At 63.7% G+C, this 15423-nt stretch carries 16 protein-coding genes; 9 read left to right on the top strand and 7 right to left on the bottom strand.

What is annotated here, in order from left to right:
• Positions 1 to 22 precede the first annotated feature (22 nt).
• Positions 23 to 1294 (bottom strand): ABC transporter substrate-binding protein, encoded by a 1272-nt coding sequence (locus tag ACTAQJ_RS05550; protein ID WP_498701326.1) that lies wholly within the window; start codon positions 1292 to 1294, stop codon positions 23 to 25.
• Between the two features lie 235 nt (positions 1295 to 1529).
• On the opposite strand from ACTAQJ_RS05550, the gene ACTAQJ_RS05555 reads away from it, so the two are divergent.
• Both ACTAQJ_RS05555 and ACTAQJ_RS05560 read left to right on the top strand, forming a co-directional pair.
• Positions 1530 to 2531 carry a LacI family DNA-binding transcriptional regulator gene (locus tag ACTAQJ_RS05555; protein WP_498701328.1) on the top strand — a complete coding sequence of 334 codons (1002 nt, stop codon included), beginning with the start codon at positions 1530 to 1532 and terminating at the stop codon, positions 2529 to 2531.
• Positions 2531 to 4936: a glycosyl hydrolase family 95 catalytic domain-containing protein gene (locus ACTAQJ_RS05560; protein ID WP_498701330.1), complete on the top strand. Its 2406-nt coding sequence runs from the start codon at positions 2531 to 2533 to the stop codon at positions 4934 to 4936. The genes ACTAQJ_RS05555 and ACTAQJ_RS05560 overlap by 1 nt, the downstream gene beginning before the upstream one ends.
• An 18-nt stretch (positions 4937 to 4954) precedes the next feature.
• Here ACTAQJ_RS05560 and ACTAQJ_RS05565 read toward each other — a convergent pair whose 3' ends face one another.
• From ACTAQJ_RS05565 to ACTAQJ_RS05580, 4 genes are all read right to left on the bottom strand, one after another.
• On the bottom strand, positions 4955 to 5995 hold the full coding sequence (locus tag ACTAQJ_RS05565) for an AAA family ATPase (protein ID WP_498701331.1): 1041 nt from the start codon (positions 5993 to 5995) through the stop codon (positions 4955 to 4957).
• Positions 5996 to 6128: 133 nt separating this feature from the next.
• Positions 6129 to 6296: a DUF1254 domain-containing protein gene (locus ACTAQJ_RS05570; protein WP_431114888.1), complete on the bottom strand. Its 168-nt coding sequence runs from the start codon at positions 6294 to 6296 to the stop codon at positions 6129 to 6131.
• Between the two features lie 89 nt (positions 6297 to 6385).
• Complete coding sequence (locus tag ACTAQJ_RS05575; RefSeq protein WP_498701334.1) at positions 6386 to 6601, bottom strand: cold-shock protein; 216 nt, start codon at positions 6599 to 6601, stop codon at positions 6386 to 6388.
• Between the two features lie 55 nt (positions 6602 to 6656).
• Entirely contained in the window at positions 6657 to 7166 is a 510-nt protein-coding gene (locus ACTAQJ_RS05580; RefSeq protein ID WP_498701337.1) for a hypothetical protein, read from the bottom strand.
• A gap of 167 nt (positions 7167 to 7333) precedes the next feature.
• Between ACTAQJ_RS05580 and ACTAQJ_RS05585 the strand changes: the two genes are divergently transcribed.
• Both ACTAQJ_RS05585 and ACTAQJ_RS05590 read left to right on the top strand, forming a co-directional pair.
• Positions 7334 to 8044, top strand: a complete 711-nt coding sequence (locus ACTAQJ_RS05585; RefSeq protein ID WP_498701340.1) for a response regulator transcription factor — start codon at positions 7334 to 7336, stop codon at positions 8042 to 8044.
• Positions 8041 to 9546: a sensor histidine kinase gene (locus tag ACTAQJ_RS05590; RefSeq protein ID WP_498701342.1), complete on the top strand. Its 1506-nt coding sequence runs from the start codon at positions 8041 to 8043 to the stop codon at positions 9544 to 9546. Before ACTAQJ_RS05585 ends, ACTAQJ_RS05590 begins: the two co-directional genes overlap by 4 nt.
• A 79-nt stretch (positions 9547 to 9625) precedes the next feature.
• On the opposite strand, the gene ACTAQJ_RS05595 is transcribed toward ACTAQJ_RS05590, so the two are convergent.
• Entirely contained in the window at positions 9626 to 10036 is a 411-nt protein-coding gene (locus ACTAQJ_RS05595) for a RidA family protein (RefSeq protein WP_498701344.1), read from the bottom strand.
• A gap of 50 nt (positions 10037 to 10086) precedes the next feature.
• Here ACTAQJ_RS05595 and ACTAQJ_RS05600 point away from each other — a divergent pair, with 50 nt between their 5' ends.
• From ACTAQJ_RS05600 to ACTAQJ_RS05610, 3 genes are all read left to right on the top strand, one after another.
• Positions 10087 to 10503, top strand: coding sequence for a winged helix-turn-helix transcriptional regulator (locus ACTAQJ_RS05600; protein WP_498701347.1), 417 nt, complete (start codon positions 10087 to 10089; stop codon positions 10501 to 10503).
• Between the two features lie 91 nt (positions 10504 to 10594).
• Positions 10595 to 11215 (top strand): helix-turn-helix transcriptional regulator, encoded by a 621-nt coding sequence (locus ACTAQJ_RS05605; RefSeq protein WP_498701349.1) that lies wholly within the window; start codon positions 10595 to 10597, stop codon positions 11213 to 11215.
• Positions 11212 to 11460: a DUF6036 family nucleotidyltransferase gene (locus tag ACTAQJ_RS05610; RefSeq protein WP_498701350.1), complete on the top strand. Its 249-nt coding sequence runs from the start codon at positions 11212 to 11214 to the stop codon at positions 11458 to 11460. Before ACTAQJ_RS05605 ends, ACTAQJ_RS05610 begins: the two co-directional genes overlap by 4 nt.
• Before the next feature lie 474 nt (positions 11461 to 11934).
• On the opposite strand, the gene ACTAQJ_RS05615 is transcribed toward ACTAQJ_RS05610, so the two are convergent.
• Positions 11935 to 12819 (bottom strand): LysR family transcriptional regulator, encoded by an 885-nt coding sequence (locus ACTAQJ_RS05615; protein ID WP_498701351.1) that lies wholly within the window; start codon positions 12817 to 12819, stop codon positions 11935 to 11937.
• A gap of 121 nt (positions 12820 to 12940) precedes the next feature.
• On the opposite strand from ACTAQJ_RS05615, the gene ACTAQJ_RS05620 reads away from it, so the two are divergent.
• Together ACTAQJ_RS05620 and ACTAQJ_RS05625 are read left to right on the top strand one after the other, a co-directional pair.
• Positions 12941 to 14077 carry an FAD-dependent oxidoreductase gene (locus tag ACTAQJ_RS05620; RefSeq protein ID WP_498701353.1) on the top strand — a complete coding sequence of 379 codons (1137 nt, stop codon included), beginning with the start codon at positions 12941 to 12943 and terminating at the stop codon, positions 14075 to 14077.
• A complete protein-coding gene (locus ACTAQJ_RS05625; protein WP_498701355.1) occupies positions 14078 to 15331 on the top strand; it encodes an allantoate amidohydrolase in 1254 nt (417 codons plus the stop codon).
• The last annotated feature ends 92 nt before the right edge of the window (positions 15332 to 15423 follow it).

A 15423-nucleotide genomic window follows, 5' to 3' on the forward strand; every position in this document is an offset into this window, starting at 1 on the left:
GCCACTCGGGTGGGTGGGACGATCAGCCGCCGATGGCCTGCTTGGCCGTCTGGAGGGCGGTCGTCCAGGCTTTATCGGAAGTGACACCGCCGGCTTCCAGCTGGACGAGGGTGTTCAGGAGCGCACCGTTGATCGGGGTCGTGTCGGGGCCGTTATAGAACGACGGGAACTGCTGGACGGAGGTGGCCATAACCTTTCCGATCTTCGAGTCTCCGAAGAAGGGGTCGGTGTAGTCCAGGACTGACTGGCTTGCGACGGCGGAGGTCGCCGCCGGGAAAGTGCCCGACTGCGTGAAGTGGTCCGTTTGACCCTCAGCCGACATCATTGTCTTGATGTACTGCCAGGCGGCCTCGGGGTGCTCCGCGCGGGCCGGGATGGCAATTACGCTGCCACCCCAGTTGCCACCGACGCCGGGCACGCTGGCTATGCGCCACTTGCCTGCGGTGTCGGGGGCATCGGTCTTGATGCCCTTGAGGATCCATGAGGGAGCAATGGTGACGGCAAAGGCACCGTTCGCACGGCCTGGAGCCCAGCCCGAGGACCACGCCGCAATACCTGCACTGATGCCGGCGTCGTGGGTTTTGACTGCGACGTCGAACGCGTCTTTCACTTGGGGGTTCGTGTCGTAGACGAGCTTTCCGTCGTCCGAATAGTACTTCTCGCTGACCTGGTTAACGGTGGAGAAGAAGACGCTGGTCTCAATGTTGTCCACGAAGGGCTTACCCGTGGCGGCCGTGTACTTCCGCCCCATTTCGATGAACGAGGGCCAGTCCTTCCACATGGCAGCGACCTCTTCGGGGTTCGTCGGCAGACCGGCCTGCTCGAAGAGATCCGCACGGTAGGCGAAACCCAGTCCTCCGACATCCGTCGGAATGCCAATGACGGAGCCGTCAGGCGCGGTCGCAGCACCGGCGGCCCAGCCGAGGTAGTCGTGCGCGATGTTGTCACCGCCCAGGCTGCGCAGGTCCAGGAAGTTGGAGCTGTTCTCTACGAACTTGGGCAAGTCGTCATTCTGGATCATGACGAGGTCCGGGACCTTGCCCCCGGCCAGCGCGGCGGTGAGAGCAGTTGCGGTCTCGGTGGTGCTTCCGACCTCAGTCAGCTTGACCTTCGCGCCGGGCACCTTCTTTGCGTACTCATTGACGCTGTCCTTCGCGTTGATCCCTGTAAAGGACCAGAAGGATACCTCCGCATTCGGGTCGGCTGATTTTCCGCCGCCACCGGAGGAGCATCCGGCGAGAGCGAGGGCAAGTGCTGCTGCAGTGGCGGCTATCGCCGTCGAGGTTCTTTTCACGACAATTCCTCTTCGTTGGGGCCTTGGAAGTGATATCAGAGCGTTCGGTCTGGAGTCAGAGAACGATCTCTGGCCCAACCGTAGCTTGCGGTTTCACGCCACGCAATAGCTTTTGGGGACAACACTTCAATCGTCGGGGTATCGATCTCTATACTGTTGGATAACAAAGTTTCGCCAGTGGGATGCGCTTCAATGAACCAAGACCTACCGTCGACAACCTTCAGAAGGATGCACAATGCCAAGACCCACTCTGGTGGATGTTGCCAAAATCGCAGGCGTGTCCCGAGCCACTGCCGCGCGGGTGCTTGCGGGTGAAATGAACGTCGACGCCACGATGGCCGCGGCAGTCGAGCACGCCGCCAAGGAGTTGGGCTATGAAGCCAACAGCGCAGCTCGCATGCTGCGCGGCGGGCGCGCGGGGGCCATCGCGCTCATCGTCGCCTTCAACGAGCTGGACAGCCTAACGGGCACGTTCTTCACCTCGGTACTCAAGGGCGCTGCGAAGGGCCTCTACGCCGGCGAGGTTCAACCCATCCTGGTCCCGGCCGACCACGACGATGGCGACCGTATCCCACGGTTTCTGCGCTCGGGGGCGATCGACGGTGCGATCGTCATCCTTCAGCACGAGATCACGCATCTGGCGCAGGCGCTCACCGACTCCCCCATTCCGATCGCGTGGGTTGGGCAACCCCGCGTCCCACTTGCTCCCGACGCGATCGTCATCGACTCTGACAACTACGGTGGCGGAAGGCTCGCTGCCCGTGCGCTGGCCGACGCCGGACGGCGAAGGCTGGGCATCATTGCAGGACCGAACGATATGGAGCCAGCCCGCGAGCGCATCAGGGGCTGGCGCGACGAGCTCACGGAGCTCGGCATCGACCACAGCCCGATCGTGCATGGCGACTTCACCCTCATGAGCGGTTCAGCCGCGATGGCGCGGCTCCTCAAGCGATACCCGGACCTCGACGGCGTCTTCGCGTCCTCCGACCTGATGGCGAGCGGCGCGGTTCGGGTCCTCCAGGCCGCGGGTCGGCAGGTCCCGTCCGATGTCGCCGTGATCGGCTTCGACGACGTCTCCATTGCGACTACCATGGACCCCACACTCACGACAGTTCGACAGCCGTTGGAGGATATGGGCCGCGTCGCCGCCGAGACCATACTCGCGGTCCTGCGTGGGCGCGACGTCGACCGACGGCCAGTTCTGAGCACTTCCCTGGTCCAGCGCGAGTCGGCTTAATGACTGGCCTTCCCGCTGCCACCGCAAACCAGGGACTCGTCTTCGTGACGGCCACGAACGCGCCTACCTGGGAGGAAGGGCTTATCGTCGGCAGTGGTCGGGTCGGTGCCGTTGCGTACGGTCCGGCCGACGCCATCACCATTTCCCTCGCGCACGAGAACTACTTCCTCCCCGTGAATCCGCGACCTGACGCACCCGATCTCGCTCCTGTGCGGGGGCGGCTGCGGGACGCCCTCCTCTCTGGTGATGCTGACACCGCAAGCAGCACGCTCAGTGACGGCGTCCGCGCAAGCGGGTACGGCGACGGCCTGATCTGGACCGACCCCCTCGGTCTCTGCGCGACACTGACCATACGTACCCCCGGCGGCGTCTCTGAGTCGCAGCGGACCATCGATCCGCTTCTTGGCGAGGTCGCCATCGAGTGGACCGATCTCGAAGGTGGACGGCACGCACTCCGGCTCATCGCCCCGCACGGCAGCGAGTCTGTCCTGCTTGCGCTCGAGGCGGACTGCCAAAGCACCAGCATTCTCGAGCTAGGTCTGGATGCCGGCGCGCCAACGTCCTTTGACACCGGGGTTCCAGACGCTTCCACCGCGGTCACCGCGAGTTTAGAAGGTGGGGCCCGTGGCTTACTCGTGGCTGATGCAGGCGATGGACCGACTGCCATCCGCGCTGACATTACTGCCGTGACGGGGACGACGTGGGAGGTCGATGGAGACGTTACACGCTCGGGTGCACAGACGGGGCCCGAGGTCCCGCGGCTGATCCGTGTCGACATCACGCTGCCGACCAACGCCCGAAACGCTGACGCGGCCGGTGGCATGCCGACGTCGTGGGATGAAGTCCGGGACGAGCAACGGGAAGCGCGTTATCCCCTCACTGCCGCGTCAATGCTCGATCTGCAAACCGGCTCGTCCGAGACACGAACCGAGGAACTTTGGGCAAAGGCCCGCATCGGTGACGAAAATGCGCGACGCCGGGTGGTCGAGGCAGCGTACTTGAGCGGACGGGCGAACATCATCGCCTCCACGGGCGAGCTGCCACCGACCCTCCAGGGTGTCTGGCAGGGAACCTGGCGGCCTGCTTGGTCGGCCGACTACACCCTGAACGGCAACGTACAGAATGGCGCCATGGCAGGTATGACTCCAACAGGCACCCCGGAGCTTGCCCTGTCACTCCTCAACCTCGTACTCCCGCACCTCGAGGACTACCGCGATAATGCACGACTGGTCTTCGGCGCCGAGGGAATGTTGTTGCCCTCGCGGATGTCGACACACGGCCGCGCAGACCATTTCAACGAGCAATACCCCCACCTTTTCTGGACCGGGTGCGGCGGCTGGGTTCTGCGAATCGTAGCCGATGCGGTGGCCACTACCGGCGATCGATCAATCGTGGATGACAGAGTGTGGGAACTGGCCGAAGGCGTCCTCCGTTTTGCTGAAACCGCATTTCCTGAGGTCGACGGCGTGCGCAGGATTGTCCCTTCTTATTCACCCGAGAACACACCGGGAACGGCGCGAATCCCCCTCGCGACGGACGCGACCATCGACGTCGCGATTCTTCGCGATGCTGCCCGGGCGACCGCGCTGCTTGGCCGAGCCCGCAGCGACCACTCCCTGGATGAACGATGGTCACGTGTCCTGCACCACCTGCCGGCCTATCGCGTCGCAGGCGACGGCACACTCGCCGAATGGCTCGACCCACTGTGGACGGAGAACATTGAACATCGCCACGCGTCCCAGCTATATCCGCTGTGGTACGAGATCGATCCCGCCTTTGACGGCGACGGCGAGGAAGCGACGCGATTGCGGGCAGCCGCCTCTGGAACCGTGAGGAACAAGATAGCTTGGCGTGCTGAGGCGCCCACGTCTCCCCCTGGACACATGGAGATGGCCTTCGGCCTCGTCCAGCTCGGGATGGCCGCTGCAGCGCTCGGGGATGCAGCGGCGGCCGAGACCTGCGTCAACTGGCTCGCGATTGATCACTGGAGCCCGACGCTGACAACAACGCACGATGCGGGCAGGATTTTCAACCTGGACGCAAGCGGAGGTCTTCCAGGACTCGTTGCCTCGATGTTGCTCGGGTCCACCACCGACTCGCTGTCAGTACTGCCGGCGGTACCACCCGCATGGCCACGCGGGTCCGTGACGGGACTTCGCGCACGCGGAGGCCTCGCCGTCGATCGTCTTGACTGGGACACGCAAGGTGCCTCCTTCACGGTGCGTCGACTTCCTGGAGCCGACTGGCTGGCACCGGCGGCGGGGACGCGGGTGCGGCTCCCCCGTACCGCATCCATCCGCGTTGACGGCAAGCCACTGACAGGCGCACAGCTCAACATCGGCGAGTTTCCGGTTCGCGTCGAGCTGGAATGGTTGCGCGTCCAGGGTGCTGGGCATTCGGCTTGACAGCCACCACAGATCCGGTCAGAGCAGCCAGCGCCACCAGCGTGACTGTTCCCGTTCCGGCGTCGGTTCCGGTTCGGGCTCCGGCACCTCACCCAAGGCCAGCGCGGCCTCGACGATGTCGTCCGCGGTGAGCGTCGTGACGGCCTCACGATCCAGCGCGTCGAGACTTTGTTCCTCGTCGAGCGAGAGCCGCAGCGCCTGGCGGTTGAGCGCCTGCTCGAACAGCGTCCGGGCGAACCGTGCATTGCCGGAGTCCTCGCCCGCGTGGAGCCCGGTGAGGATACGACGCAGCATCTGGTCCGCACCCGGCTCCAGCGTGTACTCGTGTTGGGCCAGCATCTGGTGGAAGATCGTCTGGAGTTCGTCGACGGGGTAGTCGGGGAACGTGATCTCGCGGGCGAACCGGGAGCGCAGTCCGGGGTTGGAGAGCAAGAAGGATTCCATCAACCGCGGGTACCCGGCGACGATCACCACCAGGCGGTGGCGGTGGTCCTCCATCCGCTTGAGCAGTACCTCGATCGCCTCCGGTCCGAAGTCCATCCGGCCGTCCTCCGGGGCCAGCGCATAGGCTTCGTCAATGAACAGGACACCGTCCAGCGCACGCCGGATCACGCGGTCCGTCTTGATCGCGGTCGCCCCGACGTACTGCCCCACCAGGCCCGAACGGTCGACCTCGACCAAGTGTCCTTTCTGCAGCAGACCGACCGCACGGTACATCTCGGCCAGGAGCCGCGCCACGGTCGTCTTGCCCGTGCCCGGGTTTCCGAGGAACACCAGGTGCTGGGATGTGGCAACCTCCGGAAGGCCGTGCGCCTTGCGTCGGGCCTGAACCTGGAGCAATGCAACAAGACCCCGCACCTGTTCCTTCACGGTCTCCAGTCCAACGAGCGCATCGAGTTCGGCCTGTACCTCGGACAGCGGCCGGGCCGGCCCGGGCCTCGCACCGATGAGATCGCCCACCAGGTCGTCGACGCGTTCCGAACCGGGCAGCTTGAGCTGATTGGCCAGATGGCCGATGGTTTCGCGCAGGTCATCGAGTGGATTGCGGCTGGCAGCCATACATCAACTGTAGTACTCGATTTCCAAGCAGGGTGAAGTGTGCCTCGCCAGTAACAAAGTCCTGGCTCATGGAAAATTAGTCGTTCCCAAGAACGTAGTCGGCGGCTTCGGTTCCCGTGGCCCGTTTGCCGATCTAAGCAAAATTGGCGCTTGTCGACGGATCTGTGAACTGTACCCTGAAATAGCAGCCGGCCATCTCCGGTGCGTGCAGAACCTGCGGCCCCATGCCCAGGTCAAGCCAACCGCCAATGTAAAGAAGATCATCGCCTCCAGTCGCCTTGAGGGTCCCGAAGAGATCCATTGGGCGTCTATGCGTATGTCCTCCACGAGGGATGGCGAAGGCCCCAGCGCTGCGCACCGTGTAGGGCCATCCGGAATGATGGAACTTGGCTATCGCGGCCACCCCACTGGACGGATATTGTCCGCTTGGGGTCCTTTGGAGCCCTGTACAACATCGAACTGGACACGCTGGTTCCCTTCCAAGGAGCGGTACCCGCCGCTGACGATCGCCGAGTAGTGGGCGAAAACCTCATCTGAGCCGTCGTCGGGGGCAATGAACCCGAAACGCTTTTCCGTGCTGAACCATTTGACCGTACCAGTCGCCATTTCATGCTCCATCGTTGCGGTACTTGAGCCTTTGGATTGCGCTGACCTAAGCCCTCTACTGGGGCTTGGCTGGTGTCTGGGCTAGTTTCGTCTGGATGTTTTTTGCTTGTTTCTGTATCTGCTCGCCGTAGCCTCCGTTAAGGGCGGTGTCCTTGATTCTTGACGCATCGGCGTCGCGCTCTGACGCCGGAGCTGCTTCCAAGGTCTTCAAGTCTGTCTGCAGATTTGCGGGCAGGTTGCTGAACGCTTTGGGATGGTAGATCAGGAGGTAAGCGACCTGGTGGGCTTTATCCCCGAAACCGGCCTCGGCCCGGATGCTGACCCTCAGCACCGCTGAGAGTGCTCGGGCAAGTGGATGTTTGGCGTGGCTACCGCTGCTGTCCGGTCCCGCCGTCGAGGCTGAGGACGACGCGCTTGGGGAAGGGGATGGGCTCTGACCGTCTGCCGACGCAGCTGTTGCCCCAACTGCAGCTCCACCGAGAAGGACAGCTCCTGCCGCCACGGAGGCGCCGCGAATCCGCCATCGACGGATAACGTCGCCGCTTGGCATTTGCCTTTTTTCCATGACTTCTCCTGAATGACCGGTGGGACACCATTGGATTGGGCCAGCATCGCCCGTGACCATTCCATTATCGCCTGCCCACGTCCGGGACACGTTCGGGGAATGTAAGGGGAAGGTAAAGTATGGGTCCTTGCTGCGTTACCGACCCCGACAGAGCGTTCAATGGAGACATGGAACAACCGTCGACTCCCGCCGCGACGCCGTCACGTGGTCTCGTGATGATCGTGGAAGATGAGCGTGCGATCGCCGACGTGCAACGGCTGTATCTGAGCCAAGCGGGGTTCGGCGTGCACGTGGAACCCACCGGTGAAGGCGCGCTGGAACGGATCAGGAGTCTTCGACCTGTCGCTGTCGTGTTGGACATCGGACTGCCTGGCATCGACGGAATCGAGGTATGCCGTCGGATGCGCACCCAGGAGGACTGGACACCGATCATTTTTGTCACGGCCCGCGACGAAGAGGTGGACATGCTGCTGGGATTGGAGCTGGGCGCGGACGACTACATGACCAAACCGTTTTCACCTCGGGAGCTGGTTACCAGGCTCAAGACGGTCCTCCGCCGAAGCGCGGGCGCCCCCAGCAGCGGCGTCCTGCAGGTTGGTTCCGTAACCCTGGACCAGGGCCACCGCACCGTCAGCGTGGACGGTTCAGCGGTGGAGCTAACCGCGAAGGAATTCGACGTGCTCGCCTATTTGATGGCCAGCCCGGGGAGGGTGTTCAGCCGCGAACAGCTTCTGTCTTCCGTCTGGGGGCAGGCCAGCTACACGGCAGGGCGCACCGTGGACGTACACATCGCCCAGCTTCGCTCCAAACTAGGCGGCAGCAACCCCATCCGCACCCTGCGGGGTGTTGGATACTCTGTCGATGGCGGCCGCACGTGAAAACCCGTGACGCTGGCAACGGGGAGCTTGCGCGTCACACTGACCACAACGGCAGGAACCCCGCGACGGGCTGGCTGCGTTCACTGGCAGGACGTATCACGCTCGTCACCGCAGCGGTGGCTGTCCTGGCCGTACTGGTCACCGGAAGCACCGCCTACCCACTGATCCGCTCTGCAGCGGTTGAGCAGGCCAGACAGCAGCTCTCCCGCCAAGCCGACGCGTTCGCCGCGGCCCCCGTCGCCTCCCAGGCGCTGGATCTTCGCGAGAGGCACCTTCTTGGACCGGACACCTACGAACTGTCCACTGTCACCGCCACTGGCACCGTCCGCGGGCCAGCCGCGCAGCTCCTGAGTCCCACCGACATTCAACAAGTGCTTTCCGGGCACAAGGTGTCCGCGACAGTTGCCCATGACGGCGCCCAGCTCCTCGTGGAGGCAAGGGCCCTCCCCAGGGGCGGCGGGATCGTGCTGAGCAGGTCCATCGAAGACGTGAATGCCGCCTCATCCCAGCTCCTCCAACGCACCCTGCTGGCCCTCGCGGCCGGGCTGCTGATCGCAGTGCTGGCCGGAACACTGCTGGCCCGGCGCCTCTCCGGCCCCCTGGTGAGGACTGCAGCGGCCGCTCGGCGGATGGCTGCCGGCGAACGGACCGTTCGCGTTGACCCAGCAGGGGTTACCGAGGTCCGCGACGTTGGAGAAGCCATTAACACCCTCGATCAGGCCCTGCTGGCCAGCGAAGGCAGGCAACGTGAATTCCTGCTGTCCATCTCCCACGAGATCCGCACGCCACTCACCGCCATGCGCGGCTACGCCGAAGCCCTCGAAGACGGGCTGATCCCCCCGGAGGACAGCGCCCGGATCGGGCGAACTCTGTCCGCGGAGACTGACCGTCTCGATGGTTTTGTCCGCGACCTGCTCGCACTGGCCCGACTGGAAGCGGACGATTTCACCCTCGACCTCCAACCCGTCGACGTCGCAGCCCTCCTGGAACAAGTACAGCGGACATGGCAAGGGGCAGCCACGGAGGCCGGGGTGGAACTCACCCTCCAGCTGCCCGAAGCAGCCACCGGTGAACCCCTGCTGGCCACCACGGACGCGCAGCGGTTACGCCAAATCATCGACGGGCTCGTGGGCAACGCACTGCGCATCACCCCACGCGGGAAACCGCTCACCCTCCGTGTCAAGGTCGAAGAACCAGCCACAACCGCCGGCCCGGGGCAACCTGCGGACCAGTCTCCCGGCACGGCCAGCATGATCCTCATCGAGGTGCGCGACAGCGGTCCCGGCCTCACGGCCGACGACACCTCCGTCGCTTTCGACCGCGGCGTCCTCTACCACCGCTACAACGGACAACGCCCCACCGGTAGCGGCCTCGGCCTCTCCATCGCAGCACGGCTCGCAGCCCGCATGGGACTCACGCTCACCGCAGAACCCACCCATACCCCTGACAGCGGTGCATGCTTCTGCATCCGGGTCCCCCGCATGCCCGCTACCTCACATTAAGAGCGGCATGGCAGCCAGCGGGGGCCGGGGCAATTTTTGCCGCGCACTCTGTGCGCAGGGGCCGGGTCTGATGGTGTTGCTAATCCAGTACCGCGGTTGCTTCGACCTCAACGAGCACATCGGGCTCGAACAGAGACTCGACGCCGATCAGCGAGGTCGGCGGCATCGGCGTGGGCAGTCCAATCTCCGCGGCGGCACTTTCAATACCTTCCATGAAAGCGGTGATCTTCTCCGGAGCCCAGGCAGTGACGTAGAACGTCAAACGCACGACGTCGTCGAAGCTCGCGTCCGCTCCGGCGAGCCCGATCGCGGTATTGCGCAGAGCCTGGGCGACCTGGCCGGCCAGATCGCCCGGAGCGACGGGCGTGGCATCGGCCAGGCGCGAGATCTGGCCGGCGACGTGAACGTGACGGGTGCCGGTGCCGACAGCGACGTGGTGGTACGGGGCGGGCTGCATCAAGCCTTCCGGGCTGAAACGCTGAACAGACATGAGACTCCTGACAAAAGAAATGAACTTGGTATATCTTTGATACCTGGTACATGCAGGACACTTCAACGAGACCAGGTTTCATGCCGGATACCACCAGCCATGCTGACCCTCTGGAGATCAGCACCCCGCACCGGGAATTGCTCGATCAAGTTCTGGACAAGTGGTCATTGAGCGTGCTCAACGAACCCTGCGAGCGGCCATCCCGGTTCAGCGAACTGCGGCGCGCGATCCCAGTGGTGTCGCAGAAGTCCCTGACGGCGACCCTGCGTCGCCTCGAACGCAACGGCATCATCGAACGCGAGTTGCTAAGCTCGCGCCCCGTGGCGATCGAGTACCGCATCACACCATTAGGCAAGACACTCCGCCACCCCATCGACGTGCTCCTGCAATGGGCCGCAGCGCACATGCCCCACATCGAACAGGCGCGCGAGACCTTCGACGTCCAGGACCTGGCCGAAGGCACCTGACGATGGGCGACTCCGCCCCCAAGAACTCCGAACATTGAATATGCCGTTTGTCACCGTTCGGTGACATACTGGAACGAACAAGGAGGGTGTTATGGCATCAGGAACCAGCATCCGCACCCCTGCGGCACTCGGCACCATCATCCGAGCCCGACGCCAGGACCGCGGACTGTCACAGCAGACACTTGCTGACGAGGCAGGGGTTTCAAGGAAGTTCCTGATGGAGCTCGAAGCCGGCCACGACCGCGCCGAACTCGGCAAATCCATGGCCATTCTGGCAGCCCTCGGCCTGTCAATGGAAGCCACAGACGCTCTGCCCCGCGGCAGTGCGCACGACCCCGAACGGCGCGACTACGCCCAAACTTTTACACGGCTTCTCGCGGATCGGGACTTCGAGTTCGCCATCAAAATGCTCGCCGACTACGCCACGGCATCCCTTAAAGCCGGCAAGCCCCTGCTCCAGCGCAGTCCGCGGCTGAAGGAGCCCCACTGGTCTGCCGCTCTCGCCGGTATCACAAAATACACCGCACACCGTCTTGGCCAACCTGCACCATCCTGGACCAAACGCATCAAACCCCTCAACGAGCCATGGATGCCCGCCGAGTCCTACCGTCACGTCCGTGAACCCATGAAGCAACTCACCATGTCCGAAACGCCACAGGAGCTCGCGGCCATGAACGTCTACATCCGCGAACGCAGCCTGGCCACCGCATGAGCGGCGGGGAACTCACCGGCGCGCAAATACGTGCTCTACTCCAGGAACTCGCCCGACGTCTGCACGCCAAAGGGGTCCACGGCGACATCAAACTCGTCGGCGGAGCTGCACTTGTCCTTCAAGGAATCGGAAACCGCCCCACTGCAGACATCGACGCCAGCTACGCTGACAAAGCCGAAGTCGACGACGTCGTCACTGAAATGGCAGCCGAGCTCGACCTCGCACCCGACTGGCTCAACTCCTGAACATCACGAACGCCAACGACGCCGTCGACCTCGCCTACAGCAAATACGGCGAACACTCCATCCCCCTCGCCGCCAGGCGAGAGAACTACCTAATCGTCGTCGACGACGCACTCGACGCCGCTATTACACTCAGACCTGAAACAGAGGACTGAATCCTTGGCGTTGCAGGAGCGAAGCTAGACACACACCGCGCTTCCCGCTGGCGATGGCCGCTAGGACGAGCCTATGAGCATTCTCCGCGCCGCGCTCGAGGGCAGCCGGCTCCAGGAGTCCGATCCTGCGTGGGCGCAACGCCCCGGTCGCGATCGCTATCTTAACAGACATCTTGGCGGCGATGTCTGCCCGCGTAGATGCTCCGGTACTCATCGAGCGGATCGAGGATGACCTCGAAGATCGTTTACGGGTTCTGCTGCGTACAAAGGCGACAGCACCTGCGCCCAGGCCTTAGAGTTTCGACCTCCTCGTTCATAAGTTTCAGCCCCGCAACGTCGCGCTATTCAGAAGGCCGGACAAGAAATGGTCCACGGTGGGCGAGTGGCTACGCCCCCTGGCCGCGTAGAGAGCTGTCTGCGGATTCCCGGCGATGGGTCGGCTCACGACGCCGGGCATCTGGAAGCGCCGGACGGATTCGGGAAGGATGGAGATTCCCAAACCCGCAGCTACCAGTCCGAGGACGGTTTCCTGGTGGATGGTCTGCTGGACAACCTGCGGGGAAGTGTCCAATCCGTCAAACAACCGGTGTACCCGGGTCACGAATCCAGGCATCAGGCGGTACGGGAACAGGATCATCGGTTCCCCTTCCAAATCTGCGGGCCGGATTTCCTCCTGCAAAGCCAGTGGGTGCGCCTCAGGCAGGACGGCAACCAGGTCTTCGGTGCCCACGAGCTCCATTGTCAGTCCCGGAACTTCTCCGGGATCTCGGATAAGCCCTATGTCCAGGTCGCCGTCAAGGAGTTGTTCGATCTGTTCACCGCTGGTGAGCGGACTCAGGATCAGTTCCACGCGGGGACGTTGCTGCCGGAAGGCCCTGATGGCTTCGGGGATGGTGGTGTAGCTGGCCGAACTGACGAAGCCCACCCTGATCCGGCCACTGAGGCCCGCCGCGACACTGGCAAGGTCACCGGCCGCTTCATCGAGTTCGGTCACTGCGTCTTGAACGCGCCGCTTGAACGCTTCCCCAGCATGGGTCAGCGCAACGCGTCGTGTGGTCCGGTCAAACAACTGAACCCCGAGCTCACGCTCCAGTCGCCTGATGGCGACAGTTAGCGGTGGCTGCGTAAGGTGCAGGCGTTCTGCCGCCCGGCCAAAGTGGAGCTCCTCCGCGAGCACGAGGAAGTAGCGGAGCTGTCGCAGTTCCATGATGATTCTTTCGATTGACGCTAATAATTGCTACACAAATGATATTGGACGCACCCCAATGGGAGATGGGTAACTGGTTGAAGCAAAACAACGCATCAACAACCACGTACGGGAGCCGTCCATGGAATCGATCGAATACGTCGTCGTCGGAGCAGGGTTGTCAGGTGCGGCCACGGCTTGGCAACTTGCCGCCCGCGGCCACGAGGTAGCAGTACTGGAACGCTCAACTCCGGCCAACGACGCTGGCAGTTCGCATGGATCGGCGCGGATTTTCCGCTACGCCTATCCGGGCACCTTCTACACCGGGCTGGTAAAAGAAGCCAAGGCAGGTTGGGACGAGCTCGCCCGCCTGAGCGAGAAGCAGCTCATTACACCTACCGGCGCCGTCGACTACGGAACCGTCAGGGAACCCGAACGCCTTGCCGCGGCTTTGTTCGCACACGGCATTGACCATGAACTCCTGTCCCCCGACGAAGCGCAGGCACGATGGCCGCAGATTGCCTTCGACACCCAAGTACTGTGGCACCCCGGCGCCGGGGTGATCGACGCTCACGAATCAGTGGCCACCATGGTTGACCAGGCAGTGGCCCAGGGCGCAGCACTTCACACCAACTGGGCCGTGGCCTCCATCAAAGGATCAGCCGGCCACTACACGCTGACTTCCGAAGACGGCCGTTCAATGATGGCCGCAAAGGTGATCGTCGCCGTCGGCGGTTGGCTCCCGCAGCTGCTGGGCTCCCTGTCCTTGCCGTCTTCATTCCTGAAAAGCATCCCTGCCCTTGAAGTGCGGCAGGAGCAGGCATACCACTTCCCTTACGCCGACAGCAGCTCGCCGTGGCCCACGTTCATCCACAAACGCGAAGGCTGGCAGGCCTACGGTCTGCCCGGCGGCCGCGATGCGGGCTTCCGCGGACAAAAGGTCGCCGAGTACAACGGCGGCAAAGTCCTGCCTTCCGCAGCGGACCAGGACGGACAGATCCACCCGGCAAACCGCCGTCGAGTCATCGACTACGTCGAGAAATACCTCCCGGGGCTGGTCCCCGAACCGTACGCCGAGACCACGTGCCTCTTCACCAATACGCCCACCGAGGACTTCCTCCTGGACAGCGCGGAGGGCATCACCCTCCTCTCCCCCTGTTCGGGCCACGGCGCGAAATTCGCGCCGCTTATCGGCCAACTGGCCGCAGACCTGGCCACTGGCACGGGAACCGTCCCGGAACAGTTCCGCCTCGCAGCCGCATCAGCAGGAGCCCACTAAATGCAACACGTCACCCCTGTCACCGCCGAGACAAGCACGACGGCGGCCACCGTCACCGGGTTGCTGTCCGACATCGCCGACATTGGCACCGATCCACTGCGCGGAGGCTACACCCGTCCCGTCTATTCGACCGCCGAACTGGACCTGCGGACGTGGTTCATCGATCAAGCCACCAAACGCGGCCTGTCCGTGGAAACGGACCGAAACGGCACCATCTGGGCTTGGTGGGACACCCCCGGCGGGGATCGAAGCAACAGCCTTGTCACCGGCAGCCACCTCGACTCCGTCCCCGGAGGAGGCCCGTTTGACGGACCACTCGGCGTCGCCTCGGCCCTGGTCGCCGTCGACATCCTCAAAGCCCGAAACCCCGCTCCGGCCCGGGCACTGGCCATCGCGGTATTCCCGGAAGAAGAAGGTTCCCGCTTCGGGGTTGCCTGCCTTGGCTCACGCCTGATGACGGGGGCCATCGACCCCAACAAAGCCCGGAACCTGCGGGATCCGGACGGCAACACCTTTGCGGACATCGCCCGCGCCAACGGCCTGGACCCCCGCTACATCGGCAAGGATGACCAGCTCCTTGGCAGTATCGGGGCCTTCGTTGAACTCCATGTGGAACAAGGCCGCGGGCTCATAGATCTCGACCGGCCCATCGCCATCGCCTCCTCCATCCTGGGGCACGGCCGGTGGCGGCTCAGCATCAACGGACAGGGCAACCACGCCGGGACAACGCTCATGGCCGACCGCAACGACCCCATGGTCGCCGCTTCACGCATGGTCGTCGCCATCCGCGACGCCGCGAAGAACCAATCCCACGCACGGGCAACTGTCGGGCGGCTTCAGCCGATCCCGGGCGGAACCAACGTCATCGCCTCCAAGGTGGACTTTTGGCTCGATGTCCGGCACCCGGACGACGCCATCACCGCCGCCCTGGTCCAATCAATCCACACCCAGTCGCAGTTGATCGCTGCTGAAGAAGGCTGCACCGCAGAACTGACAGAAGAATCCCTCAGCCCCACCGTTCACTTCGACGTAGGCCTGCAGAATCAACTGCGGCACGCGCTGCCGGATGCACCCATCCTCGACACCGGAGCAGGCCACGACGCAGGGGTCCTCTCACCGTTCGTGCCCACCGCCATGGTGTTCGTCCGGAATCCCAGCGGCGTCTCCCACTCCCCCGAAGAACACGTGGTGGACAAGGACGCCGAAATCGGGGCGCAGGCCCTGGCCGACGCACTCGCGAGCCTCATGAACTGAGGCGTTCACCAAAACGCCCGGACTTAAAAAGATTGTCCCCGAGAAAGAAGTAACAAGCCGGAAACACTGGCTTGACTCATCAGAAATCCCTA

Source organism: Arthrobacter sp. alpha11c (assembly GCF_054149985.1).